This is a genomic window from Mesorhizobium sp. CA10 (assembly GCF_020165285.1).
Taxonomy (GTDB): domain Bacteria; phylum Pseudomonadota; class Alphaproteobacteria; order Rhizobiales; family Rhizobiaceae; genus Mesorhizobium.
In genome coordinates this window covers 461,375-481,123 of sequence record NZ_JAIUHV010000001.1, presented here as the reverse complement: position 1 = coordinate 481,123, position 19,749 = coordinate 461,375, and the positions used below count along the sequence as shown (strand labels likewise).

Sequence of the window (19,749 nt, the reverse complement as noted above, 5' to 3'; positions counted from 1 at the left end):
ACAGGGCCGCCTGCCGTCATGACCAGTCCGGCCAGTCCGTCAGAAACGCGGGCCTTGATCATCGAGCGGCTCGTCGGCGACAGCGGCGAGGCGGCGCAGGTGATCAGCGTCGGCCGCGGCATGGCCGAGCGGGCGCTGCCGTTGCTGCAGAAGACGCTTGTCGCAGAACTCGGCGCGGCGGTGACCGTCGATCTGCAAGTGGTAGAGGTCGGCCGCGTTCCAGAGGCGCGTTCGCGCGCCGGCGATGCCTTCGCGCTGACCATCGTGTCCTCGCCGGCCTCGGCCGACGCCATGACGCTGGTGATGGATGCGCATGCGGTCGCCGTGATGGTCAGCGCGCTGTTCGGCGGCGATCCTGACCAGCCGGTGGCGCCGATCGAGCGCGACCTGTCGCAGATCGAGGCCGATGTCGCGACCATGGTGTTCCAGGAGGTCGCGGCGGCGCTCAACGGATCCGGCAAGCGCTCGCTCGAGTTGCGCCTGCCGGTGCCAAAGGCGACGTCGGGCGGCGAAGCGAGGCGGCGCGTGCTGCGCGACGGCGCCGCGGTCCGCATCGTGTTCGGTGTCTCCACGCCGACCGATACCGGCACCATCACGGTGATGATTCCGCAACGCGTCCTTCTGTCTACGCGCGGAGCCACCGCCAGAACCGAAGAAGGCGAAGCCAATGAATTCGACTGGCGGGCCCGCTTCTCCGAGGAGGTGATGCGCTCGACCGTCCGGCTCGAAGCGACGATGCCGCTCGCCCGGCTGACGCTCGGCGACCTCGCCGCGTTCGCGCCCGGCCAGGTGATCGAATTCGAGGAGAACGCGCAGGTCAACGCCAGGCTCAGCGCCCGCGACAAGACACTGTTTGTCTGCGAGTTCGGCAAGCTGGGGCAGAACTACACCGTCCGCATCAGCCATCCGCATGATGCCGGGCAGGATTTCATCGACGGACTGTTGCCGGGCTGACGCCAGGCACGGGATTCATGGAGACGACAGATGGCAAAAACCAAAGTGGAAGCCGAACCCGATCAGCCCGACGAACAGCTCGACCGCGCCATCGAGGAACTGCGCGGCGTGCTGCGGGAAGAGGAAAAGCGCCCGGATGGGGCGCTGTATTCGGGTGCCAATTCCTCGATCATCATGACCATTCCGGTCGACGTGCAGATCATCCTCGGCAGCACGGAGATGCCCGTGTCGGAGCTGATGGCGCTGCAAAAGGGTTCCACCGTCGCGCTCAACCGCCGCATCGGCGAGCCGGTCGACGTCGTGGTCAACGGCCGCAGAATAGCGCGCGGCGAGATCACGGTGCTGGAAAGCGATCCGACGCGTTTCGGTATCCGGCTCACCGAAATCATCGCCGCGACGAAGAGCGCCTGAGAATGGCCGGCGGGCGGACCAATCGGCAGCGAGGACAACACGCATGACGACGGCATTGGCGCTCACACGTCCGCAAAAGGCGGCGGCCATATTGGTGGCCATGGGCAAGCCCGCGGCCAGCCGCCTGCTCAAATTCTTCAAACAGGACGAGCTGAAGGCGCTGATCGAGGGCGCGCGTCTCCTACGCACCATTCCGCAGGCTGATCTGGAACGGATCGTCGCCGAGTTCGAAGCCGAGTTCACCGAGGGCGCCGGCCTGCTCGATTCAGCCGACCGGATGGACACGATCCTCAACGAATCGCTGTCGCCCGAGGAAATGAGCGCCATCATGGGCGACAAGAAGTTCGAGCCTGTCCCGGAAGGACCTGCGCCGATATGGCCGGACCTCGAGAAGCTCGAGCCGGCGCGTCTCGGCTCCTTCCTTGCCGGCGAGCATCCGCAGACATCGGCCATGGTGCTGTCGAAGCTTGCGCCGCAGACAGCCGCCAACGTGCTGCTGACGATGGAAAAGCCGATGCGAAGCCAGATCATCAAGCGCATGGTGACAATGGCCAACATCCCGGACGCGGCGTCTAGGATCGTCGAGAACCAGCTGCGCGTGAGCGTGCTGTCGCAGAAAGCCAGCCGGGACACCACTGCCGGCCAGGAGCGCGTCGCCAGCATGCTCAATGAAATGGCGAAGCCGGAACTGGACGACCTTATGCAGGACCTGGAGGAAGCCGGCACGCCAGATCTCGCCGGCGTCAGGTCGCGGCTGTTCGCCTTCGACGATCTGCCGCTGCTGCCGCAAAAAGCCCGGGTTCTGCTGTTCGACGGATTGTCGACGGAGCTCGTCACGCTGGCGCTGCGCGGCGCGCCGCCGGAACTCGCCGAATCGGTGCTCTCGGCGATCGGCGCACGCTCTCGACGCATGATCGAATCCGAGCTCGGACAAGGATCGGAAGGCATTGCCCTTGCCGACATCATGGCGGCGCGCAAGAGCATATCGGTCGCCGCCATCCGGCTGTCGCGCGAAGGGGCTTTCGAGCTGCCCTCGACGCAGACCGCCACCGCCGAAGCCGCCTGACGATCATAGCCCGGTCAGGACGCCATGGCTGAAGCGGTCGACAAGGATTCCAAAACAGAGGAAGCCACAGAAAAGAAGATCCGCGACACGATCGAACAGGGCAAGCTGCCCCATTCGCGTGAGACCGCGATCTTTGCCTCCTTCCTCGCCATACTGGTTTTCGCCGTCTTCTACGCCAAGGACGCGATCGTCGATCTCGGCATGTTCCTGTCGACGTTCCTGGAAAAGCCGGAAGCCTGGCCGATGGACACCGAGACCGACGTCATCTCGCTCTACAAGCAGGTCTTGGTCGAGATCGGCGGCGCCGTCGTCAGCCTGCTGGTGCTGCTGACGGTTGCCGGCATCGGCGCCTCGGTGTTCCAGAACATGCCGCAAATCGTCGGCGAGCGGATCAGGCCGCAGCTGTCGCGCATCTCAATCGCCAAGGGCTGGAGCCGGATGTTCGGCGTGCAGGGCTGGGTCGAATTCCTGAAGTCGCTGGCCAAGCTCGGCTTCGCTATCGCGGTGTTGACCTTCACGCTCTCGCAAGATCATCGCAAGCTGCTCGCCGGCATGATCACCAATCCGGCCTCGTTCGGCCTGGTCATACGCGGCATCTTCGTCGACATATTGGTGGCGATCGTCTTCGTCATGGGGCTGATCGCGGTGGTCGACATCGTCTGGTCGCGTTTCCACTGGCGGCGCGACCTGCGCATGACCAAGCAGGAAGTCAAGGACGAGCTGAAGCAGTCGGAAGGCGATCCGATCGTCAAGTCGCGGCTGCGCTCGCTGGCGCGCGACCGGGCGCGCAAACGCATGATGACGGCCGTGCCGCGCGCGACGCTGGTGATCGCCAATCCGACGCACTATTCGATCGCGCTGAAATATGTGCGCGAGGAGGATTCCGCGCCGATCGTGCTGGCCAAGGGACAGGACCTGGTGGCGCTCAAGATCCGTGAGATCGCCAGGGAGAACAACATCCCGATCTTCGAGGACGTGGCGCTAGCGCGCTCCATGTACAAGCAAGTTTCGGTTGATAGCGTGATCCCATCGCAATTCTATCAGGCGGTCGCCGAGTTGGTGCGGATCGTCTACTCGAAGAAGGCAGCGCGAAAAGCAACCCAATGAACGGACGCCGCTAACCCATGGACCGGCAACCACACGCCAATTCCCGCGAGCTGATCGTCGCCAGCGCCATCGAGCCCGTGGTGGGCGAATTGAGGCTCATCGACGTTGCCGACTATATCGCCTTCATCCGGCTCGAGCATTTCGCCTGCCTCTCGGACCTGGTGGATTCGGCGGCCGAGCTCTACTTCCGGCCGGGCATGCTGCGGCTCGGCCATGGCGGCGAGGCGCATGTCGACTGGAGCGGCAGCCCGCGCATCGTGCTCGACCTCGAGCTTCGGCCGCGCGGCGTGACGGTCTATTTCCAGCTTACGCTGATCGAGCACGAGGCGGCCGTGACGGTCAACTACGTGTCGTTCGAGAAACCCGGCGAGACGCCTGAGCACAACACGGCCTTGCTCGAGGATGCGATCGAAGAGGCTCGCATCCGCAGGACCGAGCCGCTGGCATTCCCCTGAGATTTGATAGCAGGCGAGCCGACCTAAAGCGCGTCGCGATCTTTTGGATTCGCTCCCTGCGCTTTAGGCTTTTGATTTTGCGCATGTCTTTGCCCCGAAATCGGTTCCCACTTTCGGGAGGCATGCTTTAGCCGCGGCACGTTCAGCCGCAGGCGTGACGTCACTCGATCAAGCCGAGCCGCAACGCCTTGGCGACCGCCTGGTTGCGGTTGACCGCGTTGAGCTTCTGCGTCGACTGGGTGAGGTACTGGTTGGCGGTATGCACCGAGAGCTTGAGGAGCTTGGCGATCTCCTCGCTGGTGTTGCCGTTGGCGGTCAGCTTCAGGCATTCCAGCTCGCGCTTGGAGATTGAACGCGCCCTGCCGGTGTCGCCGGGGCGGATGCGGGCGACCGCCGCGAAAAGCGCGAAGGAGCGGGCGTGGATCTCGCACAGCGTTTCGTCGGACAGCGCGATCTCCGAGCCGAGAAAGACGACCAGGCCGCATTGGCCGCGATCGGCATGCACCGGAAAGGCGATGCCGTTGGTGCCGGGTGCCAGCGGCGTGGTCGGCTCGGCCCAGGCGAGTGAGTGGAAGACCTGCCGCGATCCGGCGCTGCCGTCGTCGGCCCACCAGCGCGGCGCCGTCGAGAGCCGGCTGTGGCGCACCATGTCCTCGCCATTGGCGCCGGAGATGAATTTGGTCGCGACAGCGGTGCCGGGATAGTCGGAATCGAAACACGCCACGAGACGCGCGCGCTCGGGCGAGGGGCTGACGAAATAGAGACCGAAGGCCGAGGCATTGATATCGACGGCGATCCAGCGGCAGCGACGCACGGCATCCGGAATGGTGACCGCTTGATGGGTCTCCGAGCCGAGCGAGAAGGCGCCGAACGGATTGCGCTGATCGTTGAAAAGGGCGGCGGCCGCCTCTTTGACCTGTGCGTGCTTCAAATGATGCCGCTCCTGATCGCGGTCGCGATCGCCATCGCGCGGTTGCTGGCCGCGAACTTCTGGATGGCGTGCGTGATGTAGCTGTTGACGGTGTTCGACGAGACACCGAGGATGACGGCAACCTCATCGGTGGTCTTGCCTTCCGAAACCCAGAACAGGCACTCGCGCTCGCGGTCCGACAGCGGGTCCTGCATGGATGCCGCCGCGATCAGCTGCGGGATGCTGGAAAGCGCATAGCAGCATTTGAGCTGTGCCTTCATCAGCGCGGCCAGGTCGATCCTGCCTGCCTCGGCGGCCGAGAACAGCACGAACAGGCGCTGCCGGCCGACATTGAGCCGCAGCGAATAGATTTCGGCGTGGCCGAGCACGTCGAGCAGGCGGGCTTCCTCGCCGCTCAGCAACGCGCCGGCGTCGGGCGCGTGCGCCGCCACCAACGGCCTCGGGCGTACGCCCGGCGCCACGGTCAAGGGGCCCAGCGCCAAATTGGCGATCAGCCTTTTGCCGATCAGCTCTATGGCGTCGAAGATCCAGTTGGAGGAGACGATGCGCGCATCGTTACGGTCCTGGTCATGCACGATGGCGACCAGCATGTAGCTGTCGGCGCCGATATCGGCGGCGAGCTGCATGAAGAAGCTGGTGAGATCGCCGCGCGACGTCAGGCGCGAGCCTGAAGCGTCGGGTTGGAGAAGCGCGGCGGGACTGCTCATTTTAATTCTTGGATTCTTGCCGGAATCGATCCTTGTGCCCGGTGCTGGCGAAGCCAACGGCCGGACCCGAAACGCGTCACGTTTACGAAGACACACTCACGGGCGCGAACGGCGCCCAACCGCGCCGAATCCTTCTAGGGAACGCGAAACCGTCCGCGTCTGGTGCCGGCCTGGCGCCGGACTCGAGACTTTGGGTGGTCGCCGCGCCCCCGTGGACCGGCTGATTCGGGTCTAATCTACCCGCAGATGAATCTGACATCAAACGCGATTTGACAAAATCGAATCCGATGGACTCGCATTGCGACTCAGCAGCCGGTCTTCGCGTTATTTGGCGGTAGTTCAAAGCTGAATTGAGCCGATGATTTCGAGGCGAGGTCGTAAAAAAATACGCCCCCGGTTGCATCCGGGAGCGCATGGCCTTGAACAGGGGCTTAGCGATCCTCGAAGCCGGTCAGCACGCCGACGGCGTTGATGCCGATCTCTTCCACGGCGTAGCCGCCTTCCATGACGAACAACGTCGGCAGGCCGAGCTTGGCGATGCGGCGACCGATCTTGGGGTAGTCGACGCTCTTCAGCTTGAACTGGCTGATCGGGTCCTTCTCGAAAGTGTCGACGCCGAGCGAGACGATGACGACATCGGGGGCGTAGGCCGCGAGCCTGGCGCAGGCGTCCTCCAGCGACGCGCTCCAGCCGTCCCAATCGGTGCCGAAAGGCATCGGGTAATTGATGTTGAAGCCTTCGCCTTCGCCTTCGCCGCGCTCGTCGGCATGGCCGAGGAAGAACGGATACTCGACCATCGGATCGCCATGCAGGTTGAGCACCTGGACGTCGCCGCGGCGATAGAAGATTTCCTGCGTGCCGTTGCCGTGATGGTAATCGACATCGAGGATCGAAACGCGCTTCGCGCCCTGGTCGCGGAACCATTGCGCGACGACGGCAGCGTTGTTGATGAAGCAATAGCCTCCCATAAAGGCGCCGCCCGCATGGTGGCCTGGCGGACGGCAGAGCGCGAAGGCGCTGCGCTCGCTGTCCTTGACCAAAGCGGCGGCGGTCAGCGCCACATCATAGGACGACTTGATCGCCGCCCAGGTGCCTTCGACGAAGGTGGCGCCGGCATCGAAGGAGTAATAGCCGAGCAAGGCATCGATGCGCTTCGGCGGCACGTCGCCGCGCAGGCCGCGCGTCGGCCAGGTGAAGCCCATGGCCGATCCGGTGAAGCCGGCGGCGACCCATTCCGGCCACACCGTAGGCAGGAAGTCGATGTAGGGAGCTTCATGCACACGTTTCGCGGCGGCGAGGTCATGCTCGGTCGGTCCGATGATCGGGCCGAGTTTCTCGCTCTCCACCCGCGCCTTGATGAATTGCGCCCGCGACGGCTTCTCGAAACCCGGCACGATCGCCGACGTAACCAGTTCCATCTGGCCTGAATGGCCGGCATGAAGTGGCGAATAGACAGTTTTCATGGAAACTCCCTTGGAAGTGCGAAATCGATTGGAAGTACGAAATCACTCGAGATTGAGATGGGGGCTGACCAGGGCGAGCCACATGGTTTCCACATCGTCCTCGATGAGGTCGTAGGTCCTGCGGTCTCTCTTCAGCCCGACAAGCCGGCAGACATGGCCGACTTCCATCATCAGCACGCCGAGCCGACTGGCGATCTTGTCCTCAAGCGCCGGATTCACATGCTGCAGCCACGCGGCGTAAAGGGCGATGATCTCTTTGTCATATTCGTCCTGGATAGGCCTCAGGTCGGCGTTGCCGGATATGGCCTCGATCACCGGCATCAGCGTGGCGTTTTCGAGATAGAGCCTCGATGTGTCGGCGAAGAGCTTGCGCACCTCGCGCCGAAACTCGTCACGGTTGGTCGGCCGAGGGACGTTGATGCGTTTCCGGATCACCTCGGGAAAAGACGACAGCCAGCGCCGGGCCAGGTCCAGAAGAATGGCTTCCTTGTTGGGAAAGTACTGATAGACCGAACCGACCGACAGGCCCGCGCGCTGCGCGATGGCGAGCGTCGTCGGCGTTCTGGTTCCTTGCTCTCGCGTCAGGATCAGGGCCGCATCGAGGATCCTGTCGACCACCTTGCTTGACCGTTGCTGCCGCGGCTGCTTGCGCGGTTCGAGCGCTATCCTGGTCTTGCGGTCGAGACTGCGCTTCACTGCTTGTCGCCCCCGTTCCCCGCTCGGCCTCGCCATCGGCGTGCGGTGCAGTCCACAGTACATTCTAAATCCGGCATGTTGACAAACGCGAATAATCAGTCGCATTCTTTATCCACGCTGTCTTCCACGATAACAAGGGGAATTTCGAAGACGGCGCATCGGCATCGATTTGTCCCACGGCGCTGTCCATGTGGAGCGGCGGCTCGTTGGATCTGGCGTTGCCGGTCCCTCAGCAAAATGTGGAGTCGCGATGTCGGTTGCGGATGGTGGTGCGGATCTTGTGGTCGTCAACGGCCGCGTGCTGACCATGGACAATGACAATCCCGCTGCCGAGGCCGTTGCCGTCAAAGACGGCGCCATCATCGCCATTGGCAGCCGCGCTTCCATCGAGGAGCTCAAAGGTCCGACGACAAAAGTCGTCGATGCGCAGGGCGGCTCCGTTCTGCCGGGGTTCATCGAAGCGCATATGCATCTGTTCGGCGGCGCGGCCGAACTCGACAACCTGCATCTGGCAGGCGTGCACGGCTTCGACGCGCTGCGCGACGCGATCCAGGATTTCGCGGCCAAGCGCCCGGACGCGAGGCTGCTGATCGGCGCCGGGGTCGACTACGCCATCCTGCCGGAGCCGGTGACGCGCCACGATCTCGACCGCATCATTCCCGATCGTCCCTTCGCCATGTCGGCTTCGGACCACCATACGATGTGGGCGAACACCAAGGCGCTGGAAGAGGCTGGCCTGCTGCATGGCAGGCAAGTAGGACAGGGCAACGAGATCGTCATGGGGGCCGACGGACTCGCCGCCGGCGAGCTGCGCGAAGGCGAGGCCTTCGGACCGGTCCTCGACCATTACGGGGCGAACCGGACGCGGCTTGGCCTGGAGGGCGCGGAGCCCGATCCTTATCCTTCGGCGAAGGAACTGGCTGCCGATCGCGACCTGATGCATCGCGGCCTCGAGTGGTGCGCCAAGCATGGCATCACGTCGATCCAGAACATGGACGGCAATCTCTACCAGCTCGAGCTGCTGGCCGGGCTGGAAAAGGAGGGGCGGCTGCTCTGCCGCACCAAGATCCCGTTCCACTTCAAGAACTTCATGAAGCTGGACATGCTGGAAAAGGCCTCGCGGATGGCCGCGGCCTATAATTCCGAATGGCTGACCTCCGGCATGGTCAAGGTCTTCTATGACGGCGTGCTGGATTCCTGGACGGCGGTGATGGTCGACGACTATGCCGACCGGCCCGGATGGCGCGGCGAGCCGCTGTTTTCGCCGGAACATTTCGCCGAGGTGGCGGTCGAGGCCGACAGGCGCGGCCTGCAGATCGCCGTGCATTCGATCGGCGACGGCGCGGTTCGTGCGGTGCTCGACGGCTATCAGGCGGCGCTGAGGAAGAACGGCCGCCGCGACAGCCGGCACCGCATCGAGCATATCGAGGTGATCACGGCCTCCGACGTGCCGCGCTTCGCCGAGCTTGGCGTGCTCGCCTCGATGCAGCCGGCGCATCCGCCGGGCGCGCTGAACTTCCCGCTGGAGCCGACGATCTCGCGCATCGGCCGCGACAAGTGGCCGTTGAGCTATGCCTGGCGCACCCTGAAGAACGCCGGCGCGCGCGTGGTGTTCGCGTCCGACTGGCCGGTTTCGCCGATCGATCCGATCCTGTCGATCCAGGCGGCAGTGATGCGCAAACCTTGGGCAGAAGGCATGCCGGACCAGAGCTTCTCGTTGCGGGAAGCCATCGAGGGTTACACGGTCGAGGGCGCCTATGCGGAGTTCAACGAGCATCGCAAGGGTCGCCTCAAAACCGGATATCTCGCCGACATCGTCGTCTTGTCGGCCGATATCGAGGCGACCGCGCCGGAAGCGCTGCACACCGTGCAACCGGTGACCACCATCTGCGGAGGGAGGATCACCTACCAGGCCTAACGATGGCATAGGAATTGCTTAATTGAATGGGGACTCGGGATCGAGTCACCGCTGCGCAGTTGCCAAGCCGACCGGCTTATGGTGACAATCAAACAGGAACACACCTGCCGACAAGAGCAGGCGCTCTCAATGGGGTAATCGTGCCGGAACAACCGGGTAAGAACGCGATCGAAGTTCGCGGTGTTCGCAAGGTCTTTGGTGCCGGCGAAAACCAGGTAGCCGCTCTCGACACGGTGTCAGTGTCGATCCGCGAGAATGAGTTTTTCACGCTGCTCGGCCCCTCCGGATGCGGAAAGACGACACTGCTGAGATTGATCGCCGGCTTCGATTTCCCAACCGCCGGCGAGATATTGCTGCATGGTCAGGACATCGCGCCGCTGCCGCCCTACAAACGCCCGGTCAACACCGTCTTCCAGAGCTACGCGCTCTTCCCCCATATGACGGTGGCGCAGAACATCGGCTTCGGGCTGGAGATGCTCGGCAAGCCGAAAGGAGAGACCGAAGCGCGGGTCGCCCAGATGCTGAAGCTGGTCAAGATGGAGGCGCTGAAGGCGCGCCGCACCAGCCAGATCTCGGGCGGCCAGCAGCAGCGCGTGGCGCTGGCCCGGGCGCTGGCGCCGCAGCCGAAAGTGCTCTTGCTCGACGAGCCGCTCTCGGCGCTGGACTACAAGCTGCGCAAGGAAATGCAGATCGAATTGAAGCGGCTGCAGAACGAGACCGGCATCACCTTCATCTTCGTCACCCACGACCAGGAAGAAGCGCTGACCATGTCCGACCGCATCGCGGTGATGTCGGCCGGCAAGATCCTGCAGGTCGGCACGCCGCGCGACATCTACGACCGGCCAGCCGAACGCTTCGTCGCCGACTTCATCGGCGAAACGAATTTTCTGCCTGGCACGGTGGTGTCGAAGCAGGCCGGCGTGGCGACGGTCAAGTTCGCCAGCAACGCGACGATCAGCGCCGGCTATCCGGAAGGCTTCAACCCGACCGGCGAAGTGACGCTGGTGGTGCGTCCCGAGCATGCCGATCTGGTTCCCGATCCGGCCAAGGGCACGATAACCGGCACGCTCTCCAACATCGTCTATTTCGGCACCGACACGCATTATCACGTCAAGCTCGACGGCGGCGACAATTTCATCGTGCGCCACCAGAACAGCCGCTCGTCGCCGGTCACTTATGAGACTGGTGCCAAGGTCGGCATCCAGTTCGAGGAGGACGCCGCTCGCGTCCTGAAAGACTGATGACGACAGCCGCACTCTCCCCAACCGTACCTTCCAAGGCCGCTTTGTTCGAAGCCCAGGCGGTGAAAACCAGCGCGCGGCGCAACCGGCTGCTGTCGCTGCCGGCGCTGATTATCATCGGCATTTTCGGCGTGCTGCCGCTGATCATCATCTGTGTCTACTCGTTCCTCGTCGCCGCGCCCTATGGCGGCGTGCAGTGGCAGTTCTCGACCGACGCCTATCTGAACTTCCTGTTCCAGCGCGACATTTTCGACGACACGCTGCAGTTCACGCCGGACTTTCTGATCATCTACCTGCGCTCCTTCCTGTTCGCGGTGGTGACGACGATCATCTGCCTGTTGCTTGGATTCCCGACCGCCTATTTCATGGCGACGCGGCCGCCGGCGCAGCGCAACTGGTGGGTGCTCCTGATCACCATCCCGTTCTGGTCGAACCTTTTGGTCCGCACGCTGGCGATCATGTTCATCATCCGCGACGAGGGGCTGATCAACAATGCGCTCCTGGCGCTCGGCGTGATCGATAAACCGATCACGATGCTTTACACCAACTTCGCCATCCAGCTCGGCCTCCTCTACGCATTCCTGCCGTTCATGGTGCTGCCGCTCTATTCGAGTCTGGAGAAGCTCGACTTCCGCTTGGTTGAGGCAGCCTACGATCTTTACGCGACGCGCCGGCAGGTGCTGTGGCGGGTGATCATTCCGCTGTCCAAGCCCGGCATCATCGCCGGCTGCCTGCTCGTCTTCATCCCGGCGCTCGGCGCCTACGTGACGCCGCTGATCCTGGGCGGCGGCGTGCACCTGATGATCGGCGATCTGATCGCGCAGCAATTCGGTTCGGGCCGCAACTGGCCGCTGGGATGCGCGCAGGCGCTGATCCTGATGGCGGCGGTGCTGGTGGCGCTGTTCTTCTATGTCCGCAACACGTCGGGGAAGGTGCAGCATGGCTGAGCCCCGCGTCATGGATATCAAGGACCAGCCGGGCTTCCGCTCGATCGCCATCATCTGCCTGCTGGTGCTCTATACACCGGTGCTGATCCTGATGATCTTCTCTTTGAACAGCGGCTCGCTGGTCACGCATTGGGAAGGCGTCACGCTCAAATGGTACGGCAGCGCATTCCTCAACGAGGAGTTCCACAGCGCTGCGAAAAACACGCTGATCATCTCGGTGACCGCGACGATTGTCTCGACTATCTGCGCAACGCTTGCGGCGATCGGCATGACGCGCGTGAAGCCATGGCGCGGGCTCGCCGCCGCTTTCATGATCATCAACCTGCCGCTGATGGTGCCGGAGATCATCACCGCGGTGGCGACGCTTTCCTTCTTCGCGCTGATCGCCGGCACGCTCGGTCTGAATTTCGGCATCGGCAATTTGATCCTGGCCCACACCGTGTTCTGCATCCCTTTTGCCTATATGCCGATCAGGGCGCGGCTCGAGGATATGGACCTGACGCTGGAATACGCGGCCGCCGATCTCTATGCGACGCCGTGGAACGCCTTCAAGCGGATCACCCTGCCGCTGTTGGTGCCCGGCATCATGTCGGGCGCGGCGCTGGCCTTCATCGTCTCCTTCGACGATTTCACCATCACCCAGCTCGTTGCCGGCCCCGGCCAGACGACGCTGCCCCTTTATATCTGGAACCAAATCCGGCGACCGATGACGCCGGAGATCAACGCCATCTCGACGATCCTGCTCCTGGTGTCGATCTTGTTCGTCTCGGTTTCGTTCCTGATCGCACGGCGACGCGCAAAATGATCCACGAGCTCCAACACAACAATGGGAAGGCAAGGAGAACATAAAATGTCTGGAAAACTGATGGCGGCCGTTTCCGCGGCCGTTCTGTTATGGGCAGTGCCGGCGCTCGCCGACGGCGAACTGCACATCTACAATTGGGGTGATTACACCAACCCCAAGCTGATCGAAAAATTCGAGAAGCAGTACAATGTCAAGGTGACGCTGGACGACTACGATTCCAACGAAACCATGCTGTCCAAGGTGCGCGCCGGCAATTCCGGCTACGACATCGTCGTGCCGTCGGACTACACTGTGAAGATCATGATCGAAGAGGGCCTGCTCGAAAAAACCGAGCCCAACGCGATGCCGAACGGCAAGAATATAGACCCGCGCTTCCTCAACATCTATTGGGACGCCGGTCGCCATTATACCGTGCCGTGGCAATTCGGCACGACCGCGTTCTCCGTCAATACGGACAAGTTCAAGGGCGACATCAACACGCTGGCTATCCTGTTCGACCCGCCGGATGAGCTGAAGGGCCAGATCAACGTGCTCGACGACGTCAACACCGTCATGCATGCGGCCGAGCGCTATGCCGGCGTGCCCCGCTGCGGCGCTGACAAGGCCAATTTGAAAAAGATCAACGACATACTGACGGCCGCCAAGCCATCCTGGAAGACCTTCAGCTACGATACGATCACCAAGATCACCTCCGGCGACGTCATCGTAACCGAGCAGTGGAATGGTGCTGCGTACCGCTCGCGCCAGAAGATCCCGGCGATCAAATATGCCTATCCGAAGGAAGGCATCGAGGGCTGGATGGACAATGTTGCGGTGCTGAAGGGCGCCAAGAACCTCGAAAACGCGAAGCTGTTCCAGGACTTCGTCATGGCGCCTGAGAACGCGGCGCTGATCTCCGAGTTTGCCGGTTACGACAACGGCATCGCCGGCAGCCATAAATTCCTGCCGGCTGAGTTCGCCAACTCGCCGGAAATCAGCCCGCCGGCCGGCTCGCCGACGCCGGAATTCGTGCCGCCGTGCCCGCCGGATGTGGTGGAGATCTACAACAAGATCTGGACCAACCTGCGCAAATAAAACAGCGCGACGTATGAAAGGAGGGGAGGCTCCGGCCTCCCTTTCTTGTGACTGTTTCTATGCATGTCATTCTGGGACCGCTCGCATATTTTTGGGCGACATGCATCGGGAGGAAATCTTGTCGTCCTATCGCAACTCCGATCCGCGGCCGCCGATCATGCAGGGCTCGCCGCCCAGGCTGGTGCCGCCGAAGCTCGATTGGGACCGGCCGCCCTGGAACCGATGGGCCTTCCAGCACATCCGCGAATTCCTGCCGACCGTCGAGGTGTGGCGCGGCAGCGGCCATCGCCATCGCCTCGAGAGGGCGGAGGTGGATCTCGACGATCTGCCGGTGGCCGACAGCAACGGCGCGCCGACGACGCTTGCCGGCTTGCTTGACGAAACCTATGCCGACGGCTTCCTGGTGCTGAAGGACGGCAGGATCGCCTATGAGCGCTATTTCAACGGCATGGACGAGCGCACGCTGCATCTGTCGCAGTCGATGGCGAAGTCGGTCACCGGATCGGTGTGCGGCATCCTGGTTGGCCGCGGCCTGATCGATCCGGGCAGGCTGGTCACCGACTATCTGCCGGAGCTCGGCGAGACCGGCTGGGCCGGCGCCACCGTCCAGCATGTGCTCGACATGACGACGGGCGTGCGCTTTTCCGAGGAATACACCGACCGCTATTCCGAGATCGGTCAGGTCGATGTCGCGACCGGCTGGAAGCCGATCCCGCCGGGCAGCGACCCGGACTTCGCGTGGCCGTCGCACCTGTTCGAGCTGATCCTGCGGCTGAAGGACAGAGTGCGCCCGCATGGCGAAGCGTTCGAATACCGCTCGATCGAGACCGACGTGCTCGCCTTCATCATGGAACGGGTGAGCGGCAAGCGCCTGGCGCGGTTGGTCTCGGAAGAGCTCTGGCAGAAGCTCGGCGCCGACGAGAGCGCCTGCTTCACCGTCGATAGCGCCGGCTATGCGCTGGCCGATGGCGGCTTCAATGCGACGCTGCGCGATTATGGCCGCTTCGGGCAACTGATCCTCGACAATGGCGGCGGCGTGATCCCGGCCGACTGGATCGAGGCGACACGCAGCGGCAAGCACGGGCCGAATTTCAGCCCGAGCCTTCCCGACGGCAGCTACCGCAACCAGTTCTGGATCGAGGATTCGCGCTCACGCTCGCTGATGTGCCGCGGCGTGTTCGGCCAATTGATCCACATGAGCTGGGAACACAGGATGGTCGTTGTGAAGCTTTCGAGCTATCCGGATTTCGTCAATTCCGCCTATTCGGTGGCGACGCAGAAGGCGGTGCATGCCATTGCCGCCGCGCTGACCTGAAACCGCAAAACAAGATCCGGGAGAGCATCATGAGCGGCAAGACCGCGTTCGAGGCCAGATACGGCTTTGCCCGCAAGGATGTGCGGCTCGACAATTGGCGGCTTTCGCCGTTCAACCGATGGTCGTTCCAGAATGTCGGCGAGCTGGTGCCGAGCGCGCATATCGCGGCGGCGCCCGCCGGCGAGAGCCAAGCGAAATCGCTCGGCGCATTGCTTGAGGAAAAGATATCGCTCGCCGGTGGCAGCGAGACCGTCGAGAGCTTTCTGAAGCGTTCCGATACGGACGGGCTGACGATCCTGAAGGCCGGCAAGCCTGTCGGCGACTGGTCGGCGCCGCATATGCCGCTCGGAGCGCGCCACATCATCTTTTCGATCAGCAAGTCGGTGACGGCGATCCTCGCAGGCATACTGGAAGGCGAGGGGTTGTTCGACCCCAACGCGCCGGTAACGCACTACATCCCTGAAGCCAAGGGCTCAGCCTATGGCGACGCGAGCGTGCGCAACGTGCTCGACATGACGGTGAGCCTCGATTTCGAGGAAGCCTATCTCGATCCGGAAAGCGCCTTCGCCCGCTACCGCCGCTCGACGCTGTGGAACCCCGGCGGCGGGTCCGAGAGCCTCACGGCCTTCTTGATGACGATCCAGCGGCTCGCCGAGCCGCATGGCCAGACCTATCGCTATCGCTCACCCAATTCCGACGTGCTCGGCATCCTGATCGAGCGCGCCTCCGGCAGGCGTGTCAGCGACCTGCTCAGGGAGAAACTGTGGCAGCCGCTCGGTGCTGGAAGCGAAATGTCGGTGACCGTCGACATGGAAGGCACGGCGCGCACCGCCGGCGGCATGTCGATGACGCCGCGCGACCTTGCCCGCATCGGCGAGATGATGCGGCAGGGCGGCACGGCTAATGGCCGCCGCATCGTGCCGGAAGCCTGGGTGCGCGATACGGTCGCCACCGGCGGCAGCTTTGAGGCCTGGCAACGCGGCACGATGGCGTTCCTGTTCCCGAAGGGACGCTACCGCAACAAATGGTATCAGACCGGCCACGACAGCGGCGCCTTCTGCGGCATCGGCATTCACGGCCAGTGGCTTTACGTCAATCCGAAGACAGACATGGTCATCGCCAAGATGTCGTCACAACCGGAACCGGTGGACGATAAGCTGGATGGGGACATCGTGGCGTTCTTCGAAGCGTTGAGCGGCATGGTTTGAGCCGACCAGAGGCTGGTTCCAACAGCTGTTTTCTGTGGACCTTCGGCGCGTGATGAAACCGTTGCGGTTGGCGTAGCGGTTCTCCCGGCCTATGGTCGCCGCTCTTTTCCGCAGGGACGAGCATGGCATCGGACATCAAGCGCATCGCAGCAATCATCGCGGCCGAGATCGGCGCGCGGCCGGAACAGGCCGCGGCGGCAATCGGGCTGCTCGACGAAGGCGCGACAGTCCCCTTCGTGGCACGCTACCGCAAGGAGGTCACCGGCGGGCTCGACGACACGCAGTTGCGCGACCTTTCCGAGCGCCTCGCCTATCTGCGCGAGCTCGACGCACGGCGCGAGACGATCGTCAGCTCGATCCGAGAGCAGGGCAAGCTGACCGAGGAGCTGGAAGCCAAGATCGCTGGGGCCGCCACAAAGGCGGAGCTCGAGGACATCTATCTGCCCTATAAGCCGAAGCGGCGCACCAAGGCCGAAATCGCCAAGGAGCGTGGGCTTGGGCCGCTCGCGGAGGCGATCCTCGCCGATCGCTCGAAAATTCCGGCCGAGCTTGCGCTCGCCTATGTCACGGAAGAGGTGGCTGACGCCAAGGCGGCGCTTGAAGGCGCACGCGACATCCTGTCGGAGCAGTTCGCCGAAAATGCGGATCTGGTCGGCAAGCTGCGCGCCTATATGAAGGAACGCGCCTTCCTGCGCGCAAAAGTCGTCGACGGCAAGCAGGAGGCCGGCGCGAAATTCTCCGACTATTTCGACCATGTCGAGCGCTGGTCTGGCGTGCCCAGCCACCGTGCCTTGGCCATGCTGCGCGGCCGCAATGAAGAGGTGCTGTCGCTCGACATCGAGGTCGATGCGGACGATCAATCGCCGGTGAAGCCGGTCGAGCGCATGATCGCCAACGCCTATGCGATCGGCGCGACGCTGCCCGGCGATAAATGGCTGATGGAGGTAGCCGGTTGGACCTGGCGGATAAAACTGTCGCTGCATCTGACGCTCGATTTGATGCGCGACCTGCGCGAGCGGGCCGAGGAAGAAGCGATCCATGTCTTTGCCCGCAACCTGAAGGATCTTTTGCTCGCGGCGCCTGCCGGCTCGCGGCCGACCATGGGCCTCGACCCGGGCATCCGCACCGGCGTCAAGGTGGCGGTGGTCGACGGCACCGGCAAACTTGTGGCGACGACGACCGTGTATCCGTTCCCGCCGAAGAACGACGTGCGCGGCACGCAGGCCGAACTCGCGGCCCTCATCCGCCAGCACAAGGTCGAGCTGATCTCGATCGGCAACGGCACCGGCAGCCGCGAGACGGAAAAGCTGGTCGCCGACATGTTGTCCGACCTGCCGGCAGGCGCCGGGCCAAAGCCGCTCAAGGTGATCGTCAGCGAGGCTGGCGCCTCGGTCTATTCGGCCTCGGCGACGGCAGCGGCGGAATTCCCGGGCCTGGATGTGTCGCTGCGCGGCGCGGTGTCGATCGCCAGACGCCTGCAGGACCCACTGGCCGAGCTGGTCAAGATCGAGCCGAAATCGATCGGCGTCGGCCAGTACCAGCATGATGTCGACCAGTACCGGCTCGGCCGTTCGCTGGAGGCAGTGGTCGAGGATGCGGTGAACGCCGTCGGCGTCGATCTCAACACGGCGTCGGCGCCGCTTTTGGCGCGCGTGTCGGGACTTGGGCCGTCGCTCGCCGAGGCGATCGTTGCGCATCGCGACGCGGCCGGGCCGTTTGCCACCCGTAAGGACCTGCTCAAGGTTGCGCGGCTCGGGCCGCGCGCGTTCGAGCAAAGTGCCGGGTTCCTGCGCATACCGAACGGGACAGAGCCGCTCGATGCGTCATCGGTGCATCCGGAAGCCTATGGCGTGGCGAAGAAGATCGTCGCCGCTTGCGGCCGCGATGTGCGCGCGCTGATGGGCGACAGCGCTGCGCTGAAGTCGCTCGACCCGCGCGTCTTCGTCGACGAGCGTTTCGGCCTGCCGACTGTGCGCGACATCATCGCCGAGCTGGAAAAACCCGGACGCGACCCGCGCCCCGGCTTCAAGACGGCGACCTTTGCCGAGGGCGTCGACGACATCAAGGACCTGAAGCCCGGCATGCTGCTCGAAGGCACCGTCACCAATGTCGCGGCTTTCGGCGCCTTCGTCGATATCGGCGTGCACCAGGACGGGCTGGTGCATGTCTCGCAACTGGCCGACCGCTTCATCAAGGACGCGCATGAAGTGGTGAAGGCCGGCGATGTCGTGAAGGTGCGGGTCGTCGATGTCGACATCAAGCGCAAGCGCATCGGCCTGTCGATGCGCAAGGATGGCGGCGAGGGTGGGGCGCCCCGTGGCGGCCAGCGGGACCACGGCGGCAGCAAGCCGGCGCCGCGCTCGCCAGCGCCGCAGCGCCAGCCGGAGCGGCCTCCGCAGGGCGCGTTCGGTGCGGCGCTCGCCGAGGCGATGAAGCGGAAGTAGCTACCACGCGAGTACTGCGGGCTCCTTGCCGATCTGGCCCAGCAGCCAGTCGCGAAAACTGGCGACCGGCGGGTGGCCGCGCTTGTCGTGCGGCACGACGAGGTAATAGGCGCTGTGGCTTTGCATCGGCGTGCCCGGCGCCGGCACCAGCTGGCCGCGCTGCAATTCGCCGGCAATCAGGATTTCCGGCAGCAGCGCCACGCCGAGGCCGGCCATGCAAGCCTGCGCGACCGTGCCGAACTGCTCGAACTGCATGCCGGGTCCGGTCGGCGCCTCGAGCCCCTGATGCTCGAACCATTCGCTCCAGGCGCCGGGGCGGGTTGCCATATGCAGCAACGGCAGACGGCTGATGTCGGCCGCTGTGGCGATGTCGCGGCTGGCCAAAAATTCGGGCGAAACCACCGGCATTACGGTCTCGCGCATCAAGAGCGTGCAATCGGCGTCCGGCCAGTCGGGCATGCCGTGATGGATGGCGGCATCCAGCCGCTCGCGGGCGAAGTCGAAGCGTCCGATGCGGGTGGCGAAGTTGATGGTGATATCGGGATGGCGGGCGACGAAATCCGGGATCAGCGGCATCAGCCAGCGTGTGCCGAAGGTCGGCAGGATGGCCAGGTTGAGAACGCCGCTATGCCGATTGCTCATCAATCCAAGCGCGGCGTCGCGCAATTGGCCAAGCGCCGAGCGCACCGCTTCGGCATAGATCTCGCCGGGCGGCGACAGCCGGACATTGCGGCTGTCGCGTTCGAACAGCCGGCGGCCGAACTGCTCTTCTAAGAGGCTGATCTGCCGGCTGACAGCCCCTTGCGTCAGGTCGAGCTCACGCGCGGCGGCGGTGAAGGAGCCGAGACGCGCAACCGCTTCGAAGGCGGCGAGGGCGGCGGTGTTGGGTAGAAGGCGGCGCTGGACATTCATGATCCATTACTAACGCTCATTGATCCGTGATGCAATTTCGTTTGATTTTTTGCACGCGGAGTCCGATAAGCCGGCCACCTCAACAATATGTCGGG

The 19,749-nt window shown here is 63.7% G+C and carries 18 protein-coding genes; 13 read left to right on the top strand and 5 right to left on the bottom strand.

What is annotated here, in order from left to right:
* Positions 1-18 precede the first annotated feature (18 nt).
* From LB535_RS02265 to LB535_RS02245, 5 genes are read left to right on the top strand one after another with little or no spacing between them, the layout of a single operon-like run.
* Positions 19-954 carry a FliM/FliN family flagellar motor switch protein gene (locus LB535_RS02265; protein WP_224631011.1) on the top strand — a complete coding sequence of 312 codons (936 nt, stop codon included), beginning with the start codon at positions 19-21 and terminating at the stop codon, positions 952-954.
* Between the two features lie 30 nt (positions 955-984).
* Positions 985-1,365, top strand: coding sequence for a flagellar motor switch protein FliN (fliN, locus tag LB535_RS02260; protein WP_140541755.1), 381 nt, complete (start codon positions 985-987; stop codon positions 1,363-1,365).
* Positions 1,366-1,408: 43 nt separating this feature from the next.
* On the top strand, positions 1,409-2,431 hold the full coding sequence (locus LB535_RS02255) for a flagellar motor switch protein FliG (protein WP_095766392.1): 1,023 nt from the start codon (positions 1,409-1,411) through the stop codon (positions 2,429-2,431).
* Between the two features lie 24 nt (positions 2,432-2,455).
* Positions 2,456-3,538, top strand: a complete 1,083-nt coding sequence (gene flhB, locus LB535_RS02250) for a flagellar biosynthesis protein FlhB (protein WP_224631010.1) — start codon at positions 2,456-2,458, stop codon at positions 3,536-3,538.
* Between the two features lie 17 nt (positions 3,539-3,555).
* Positions 3,556-3,993: a hypothetical protein gene (locus LB535_RS02245; RefSeq protein WP_095766394.1), complete on the top strand. Its 438-nt coding sequence runs from the start codon at positions 3,556-3,558 to the stop codon at positions 3,991-3,993.
* 160 nt (positions 3,994-4,153) lie between these two features.
* Here LB535_RS02245 and LB535_RS02240 read toward each other — a convergent pair whose 3' ends face one another.
* The 4 genes from LB535_RS02240 to LB535_RS02225 form a co-directional block, all read right to left on the bottom strand.
* Entirely contained in the window at positions 4,154-4,924 is a 771-nt protein-coding gene (locus LB535_RS02240) for a helix-turn-helix transcriptional regulator (protein ID WP_140541759.1), read from the bottom strand.
* Positions 4,921-5,631, bottom strand: coding sequence for a helix-turn-helix transcriptional regulator (locus LB535_RS02235; RefSeq protein ID WP_224631009.1), 711 nt, complete (start codon positions 5,629-5,631; stop codon positions 4,921-4,923). Before LB535_RS02235 ends, LB535_RS02240 begins: the two co-directional genes overlap by 4 nt.
* Before the next feature lie 431 nt (positions 5,632-6,062).
* Positions 6,063-7,094 carry a histone deacetylase family protein gene (locus LB535_RS02230; RefSeq protein WP_224631008.1) on the bottom strand — a complete coding sequence of 344 codons (1,032 nt, stop codon included), beginning with the start codon at positions 7,092-7,094 and terminating at the stop codon, positions 6,063-6,065.
* Between the two features lie 42 nt (positions 7,095-7,136).
* The gene (locus LB535_RS02225) at positions 7,137-7,790 is read right to left on the bottom strand and encodes a TetR/AcrR family transcriptional regulator (RefSeq protein ID WP_224631007.1); all 654 of its coding nucleotides are present in this window, start codon (positions 7,788-7,790) and stop codon (positions 7,137-7,139) included.
* 250 nt (positions 7,791-8,040) lie between these two features.
* Between LB535_RS02225 and LB535_RS02220 the strand changes: the two genes are divergently transcribed.
* The 8 genes from LB535_RS02220 (at position 8,041) to LB535_RS02185 (ending at position 18,742) form a co-directional block, all read left to right on the top strand.
* Positions 8,041-9,708, top strand: a complete 1,668-nt coding sequence (locus tag LB535_RS02220) for an amidohydrolase (protein ID WP_224631006.1) — start codon at positions 8,041-8,043, stop codon at positions 9,706-9,708.
* Between the two features lie 140 nt (positions 9,709-9,848).
* The gene (locus LB535_RS02215; protein ID WP_224631005.1) at positions 9,849-10,949 is read left to right on the top strand and encodes an ABC transporter ATP-binding protein; all 1,101 of its coding nucleotides are present in this window, start codon (positions 9,849-9,851) and stop codon (positions 10,947-10,949) included.
* Positions 10,949-11,896, top strand: coding sequence for an ABC transporter permease (locus tag LB535_RS02210; protein WP_224631004.1), 948 nt, complete (start codon positions 10,949-10,951; stop codon positions 11,894-11,896). Before LB535_RS02215 ends, LB535_RS02210 begins: the two co-directional genes overlap by 1 nt.
* On the top strand, positions 11,889-12,701 hold the full coding sequence (locus LB535_RS02205) for an ABC transporter permease (protein ID WP_224603934.1): 813 nt from the start codon (positions 11,889-11,891) through the stop codon (positions 12,699-12,701). Before LB535_RS02210 ends, LB535_RS02205 begins: the two co-directional genes overlap by 8 nt.
* Positions 12,702-12,746: 45 nt before the next feature.
* A complete protein-coding gene (locus LB535_RS02200; protein WP_224631003.1) occupies positions 12,747-13,775 on the top strand; it encodes an extracellular solute-binding protein in 1,029 nt (342 codons plus the stop codon).
* Positions 13,776-13,893: 118 nt separating this feature from the next.
* A complete protein-coding gene (locus LB535_RS02195) occupies positions 13,894-15,090 on the top strand; it encodes a serine hydrolase domain-containing protein (protein ID WP_224631002.1) in 1,197 nt (398 codons plus the stop codon).
* A gap of 29 nt (positions 15,091-15,119) precedes the next feature.
* Positions 15,120-16,298, top strand: a complete 1,179-nt coding sequence (locus LB535_RS02190) for a serine hydrolase domain-containing protein (RefSeq protein ID WP_224631001.1) — start codon at positions 15,120-15,122, stop codon at positions 16,296-16,298.
* Between the two features lie 122 nt (positions 16,299-16,420).
* Positions 16,421-18,742: a Tex family protein gene (locus LB535_RS02185; protein ID WP_224631000.1), complete on the top strand. Its 2,322-nt coding sequence runs from the start codon at positions 16,421-16,423 to the stop codon at positions 18,740-18,742.
* Here LB535_RS02185 and LB535_RS02180 read toward each other — a convergent pair whose 3' ends face one another.
* The gene (locus tag LB535_RS02180) at positions 18,743-19,654 is read right to left on the bottom strand and encodes a LysR family transcriptional regulator (RefSeq protein ID WP_224630999.1); all 912 of its coding nucleotides are present in this window, start codon (positions 19,652-19,654) and stop codon (positions 18,743-18,745) included.
* Positions 19,655-19,749 lie beyond the last annotated feature (95 nt).

Excerpts from the sequence above, each read along its gene's own strand:
- LB535_RS02265 (WP_224631011.1), top strand. The coding sequence starts at position 19 with ATGACCAGTCCGGCCAGTCCGTCAGAAACGCGGGCCTTGATCATCGAG.
- fliN (WP_140541755.1), top strand. The coding sequence starts at position 985 with ATGGCAAAAACCAAAGTGGAAGCCGAACCCGATCAGCCCGACGAACAG.
- LB535_RS02255 (WP_095766392.1), top strand. The coding sequence starts at position 1,409 with ATGACGACGGCATTGGCGCTCACACGTCCGCAAAAGGCGGCGGCCATA.
- flhB (WP_224631010.1), top strand. The coding sequence starts at position 2,456 with ATGGCTGAAGCGGTCGACAAGGATTCCAAAACAGAGGAAGCCACAGAA.
- LB535_RS02245 (WP_095766394.1), top strand. The coding sequence starts at position 3,556 with ATGGACCGGCAACCACACGCCAATTCCCGCGAGCTGATCGTCGCCAGC.
- LB535_RS02235 (WP_224631009.1), bottom strand. The coding sequence starts at position 5,631 with ATGAGCAGTCCCGCCGCGCTTCTCCAACCCGACGCTTCAGGCTCGCGC.
- LB535_RS02230 (WP_224631008.1), bottom strand. The coding sequence starts at position 7,094 with ATGAAAACTGTCTATTCGCCACTTCATGCCGGCCATTCAGGCCAGATG.
- LB535_RS02220 (WP_224631006.1), top strand. The coding sequence starts at position 8,041 with ATGTCGGTTGCGGATGGTGGTGCGGATCTTGTGGTCGTCAACGGCCGC.
- LB535_RS02210 (WP_224631004.1), top strand. The coding sequence starts at position 10,949 with ATGACGACAGCCGCACTCTCCCCAACCGTACCTTCCAAGGCCGCTTTG.
- LB535_RS02205 (WP_224603934.1), top strand. The coding sequence starts at position 11,889 with ATGGCTGAGCCCCGCGTCATGGATATCAAGGACCAGCCGGGCTTCCGC.
- LB535_RS02200 (WP_224631003.1), top strand. The coding sequence starts at position 12,747 with ATGTCTGGAAAACTGATGGCGGCCGTTTCCGCGGCCGTTCTGTTATGG.
- LB535_RS02190 (WP_224631001.1), top strand. The coding sequence starts at position 15,120 with ATGAGCGGCAAGACCGCGTTCGAGGCCAGATACGGCTTTGCCCGCAAG.
- LB535_RS02185 (WP_224631000.1), top strand. The coding sequence starts at position 16,421 with ATGGCATCGGACATCAAGCGCATCGCAGCAATCATCGCGGCCGAGATC.
- LB535_RS02180 (WP_224630999.1), bottom strand. The coding sequence starts at position 19,654 with ATGAATGTCCAGCGCCGCCTTCTACCCAACACCGCCGCCCTCGCCGCC.